General features: G+C 72.9%; 1 protein-coding gene and 1 pseudogene. Both read left to right on the forward strand.

From position 1 onward, the window contains the following. Positions 1–3,104 (forward strand): FxSxx-COOH system tetratricopeptide repeat protein (gene fxsT / locus E1265_RS34670; RefSeq protein WP_243741326.1); only part of this gene is annotated, 3,104 nt, incomplete at its 5' end. Positions 3,105–3,167: 63 nt separating this feature from the next. Beyond that, positions 3,168–3,924, forward strand: a pseudogene (locus E1265_RS34675) (caspase family protein); the annotation flags it as partial.

The raw sequence follows: 3,924 nt of genomic DNA on the forward strand, positions 1-3,924 counted from the left end.
CCGCCCGCCGGCTCGCCTCCCAACTCGCCGCCGTGCCCTTGGAGTTCGACCTCATCGAGGAGCTGTGCCGGCGCGCGTTCCCCGAGGTGGGGCCGGTCCACGTCGCGGAGATCATGATGGGTGGCCTGCTCGACTGGAGCCGCACCAGGCGCGGCGGGGCCCCCGACTTCGCGCCCGGCATCCGCGAGGCCCTGCTCGCCACCGGCAGCCGCACCCAACTCGCCCGCACCGTCAGCTTGTTCGCCGAGCTGAGCGGCGGCAGGGGCCGCGGCGCCAGCCTCAAGGCCGCGCTGAAGGACCCGGAGGGCGCCGCGCTGCCCGAGCCCACCGAGGAGAACCGCGCCTGGCTGCCGATCGAGATCGCCGTGCTGAAGGCGCTCTCCGGCCCCTACGCCCGCCGCGCGGCCCGCGTCGCCGGCCTCGCCGGGAGACCCACCAGAAGTGAGGGTCCGGCTCCATACGGTAATGACCGTGCGAATCCGGGCATACACCAGTCAAGAGCTCACGACCCGCACGGAGGCGGTGTGCCGACGCCGTCACCCGACACTCCAGAAACCTCAGCTCGGAAGGCCGACCAGGACATGGCGCCCAACACGTCAGCAACCCGTTACCCGCGCATCGGGCAGCCGCGGATCATGGGGAACGTACCGCCGAAGAACCCCAACTTCACCGGGCGCGAGAGCTTGTTGACGGCGGTGGAGCAGCAACTGCGCGGTGACGAGACGGCCGCCGTGTTGCCCCACGCGCTGCACGGCATGGGCGGCGTCGGCAAGTCGCAGATCGCCATCGAGTACGTCTACCGGCACAGCCACGAGTACAACGTCATCTGGTGGATCCCCGCCGAGCAGGACAGCCTGATCCTCGGTGCCCTCGCCGACCTCGCCCGCGCCCTCAACCTGGACGTCGGTCCCCAGGCCAACACCGCCGTCCCGGCCGTCCGCGAGGCGCTGCGCAGCGGCAAGCCCCACGACAACTGGCTCCTGGTCTTCGACAACGCCGAGGACATCGAGACCGTCCGCGGCTACTTCCCGACCGGCGGCCCCGGCAAGATCATCGTCACCTCGCGCAACCGGGACTGGGAGCGCGTGGCCAACCCGCTCACGGTCAACGTCTTCGAGCGCTCCGAGAGCATCGCCCTCCTCCAGCGCCGCTCCCGTGACCTCAGCGCCCAGGAGGCCGACGAGCTCGCCGCGGCCCTCGGCGACCTGCCGCTCGCCATCGAACAGGCCGGCGCCTGGCACGCCGCCACCGGCATGCCCGTCTCCCAGTACCTCGCCCTGCTCAACGAGCGCCGGCCAGGAATCCTGGAGCTCGCCCCCTCGCCCGACTATCCGGTCTCGGTGGCCGCCGCCTGGAACATCTCGCTCGACCGGCTCTCCCAGACCAACCCGGCCGCGCGACAACTCCTCGAGATCTGCGCCTGCATGGCCCCCGAGCCGATCCCGCAGAGCATGTTCAGGGGCACCCGCAACGTCGAGGTCAGCCCCGAGCTCGACCCGGTCCTGCGCGACCCGGTGCTGCTCGCCAGGGCCACCAGGGACCTCAGCAAGTTCTCGCTGATCAAGCTCGACCACAAGAACGGCACCCTCCAGCTGCACCGCCTGATGCAGACCGTCCTGCTGGTCGGCCTCTCCGCGGAGGAGACCGCGAAGCGGCGCACCTCGGCCCAGGTGCTGCTGGCCACCGCCACGCCGGGCAGCCCGCGCAGCACCGACCAGTGGCCCGCCTACCAGGCCCTGGTGCCGCACGTGATCGCCTCCGGAGCGGTGCACAGCGCGGACCCCTGGGTGCGGCAGCTGGTGGACAGCGTCGTGCGCTACCTCTACAACTGGGGCGCGCACCAGGCCTCGGCCGACCTGGCCCGCGAGGCGTGGACGGCCTGGCAGGCGCAGTCCGGCGAGGAGGACCTGACCGTCATCCAGATGTCGAAGTGGCTGGCGTTCGTGCTGCGCGTGCTCGGCCACACCGACGAGGCGTTCGCCCTCAACACCCGGGCCCTGGAGCTCTGCCGCACCACGGACGTGCCCGACGAGGAACTGCTCGACTCCATGAGCCAGATGGCCGGGTCCCTCCGCTACCGCGGCGCGTTCCGCGAGGCCGTGGCGCTGGACAGCGAGGCCCATGACCGGGCCCGCGACCTGTTCGGCCCCGAGGACCCCGCCACCCTGGCGGCCGCCCACAACCTGGGTGTCTCGCTGCGCCTCGTCGGCGACTTCGTCGCGGCCAGGGAGCTGGACGAGGAGACCGCCAGGCAGTGGGAGCTGCTGTACGGCCCGGCCCACGTCCAGACCCTCCAGACGGTGAACGGCCTGGCCATCGACATCTGCGAGGCCGGCGACTTCTCGGCCGCCCGCGCGCTGCAGGAGGAGACCTACCGCATCTACCGCAACGTGCTGGGCGAGGACAACGCGTCCACCATCCGCGCCGCCCGCAACCTGGCGGTCTGCCGGCGCAGGGACGGCCTCTACGCCGACGCCAGCGCGCTGGGCGAGGAGACCCTGGAGCGGTTCATCTCCCGCTACGGCTCCGACTACCCGGACACCCTGAGCACCGCCATCAACACCAGCGTGGACCGGCGGCTGCGCGGTGACCTGCCAGGGGCCCACGAGCTCGGCGCCCGGGTGCTGGCCCGTTTCCGGGAGAGCAGGGGCGACGGGCACGCTCACACCCTGACGGCCATGGTGAACCACGCGGCGACGCTGCGCGCCGAGGGAGATCTCAACGGGGCCGACCGACTGCACGCCGAAGCAGCCGGGCTGTTCCGCGAGACGCTGGGGGAGCGGCACGTCTCGGCGCTGGTCTGCGACCTCGGCCAGGCAAGCAACCACTACGCGCGCTTCGACTTCGGGCGCGCCAGGGCACTCGACGAGGCGACGCTGGCCGCGCTGGCCCAGGTGTCGGGTCCCAATCACCCGCTGACCCACCTCTGCCGCGCCAACCTCGCCCTCGACCTGCGCGGCCTCGGCCTGTCGGAGGAGGCGGACGCCGCCAACGCGGAGGCCGTGAAGGGCTTCACCGAGGTCCTGAACCCCGACCACCCGTGGCTGATGGCCGCCCGTCTGCACCAGCGGATCGAGTGTGACCTGGCGCCGATGCCGATGTAGCGCTTCGCGCCCGCCCCGGAGCCGGCCAGCCGTGGGCGCACGGCGGCGATCAGGAGGAGGCCCATGACCCCCCGACGCACGGCAGCGCTGGTCGTCGGTATCGAGCGCTACGCGGCCGGCCCCGCCTGGCGGCTGCCGGGGCCGGCGCGCGACGCCCTGCGCTTCCGCGCCTGGCTGCTGAGCGCCGGGGTGCCGGAGCGCAACGTCCTGCTCCACCTGGCCCCCGAGTTCGGGGACATCGCCGGCGTCCCGCACCGCCCGGCCGGCCAGGCCGACATCCGGCACGCGCTGCTGACCGAACTCCCGGCCCTGGCCCCCGAGGTGGTCTGGATCTGGTGGGGCGGCCACGGCGTGCTCGACGAGCAGGAGAACAACCGGCTGTTCTGCGCCGACGCCACCGTCGCCGACAAGCGCAACCTGCACCTGGAGTCCGCCCGCGCCACCCTCGCGAGCGAGCTGCTGCCGGGGCACACCCGGCAGATCTGGGTGGTCGACGCCTGCCGCACCTTCGTCGAGGACCATCGCTTCCGCAACAGCCTGCCCACCGAGACGCTGCCCGCCGGCCGGCGCACCGGCGCCCATCAGCAGGCCGTGCTCCTCGCCGCGACCCGCGGCCAGCCGGCCGTCAACGACCCGCTGCGCCGCGCCGGCCTCTTCTCCGACGCCCTGCTCGACGTCCTCGACGGGCTCGCCGAGGACCCCGCGGCCGGCCCGTGGCCACCGGACCCCGATGCCCTGTACGAGCGGACGACCGCCCGGCTCGACCTGCTGCGGCAGCGGGGGAGCACCGAGCAACTCCCCACCCTCACCCTCCTCGGCC

This window comes from Streptomyces sp. 8K308 (assembly GCF_004348315.1).
Classification (GTDB): domain Bacteria; phylum Actinomycetota; class Actinomycetes; order Streptomycetales; family Streptomycetaceae; genus Streptomyces.